Genomic DNA, 209 nt, shown 5'->3' with positions numbered 1-209 from the left:
TCGCGTCCACTACACAGTATCTGACACAACACACGCAACCAGGCATCAGATTGCCTCGAGTGTTTGTCGGTGGCCTATAGCAGCAGGGAAACGCCCGGACCCATTCCGAACCCGGAAGCTAAGCCTGCTAACGCTGATGGTACTGCAACCGGGAGGTTGTGGGAGAGTAAGAAACCGCCGACACCAAACAAAACAAACAACTCAATACA

1 rRNA gene is annotated in these 209 nt (G+C 53.1%); it reads left to right on the top strand.

What is annotated here, in order from left to right:
* The first annotated feature begins 65 nt into the window (after positions 1 to 65).
* Positions 66 to 183 (top strand): 5S ribosomal RNA (rrf, locus tag HMPREF2943_RS04800).
* Positions 184 to 209: the final 26 nt, after the last annotated feature.

This window comes from Corynebacterium sp. HMSC072D12, assembly GCF_001813925.1.
Taxonomy (GTDB): domain Bacteria; phylum Actinomycetota; class Actinomycetes; order Mycobacteriales; family Mycobacteriaceae; genus Corynebacterium; species Corynebacterium aurimucosum.
The sequence above is the reverse complement of the archived record's forward strand: the minus strand, read 5'-3'. Positions and strand labels throughout refer to the sequence as shown.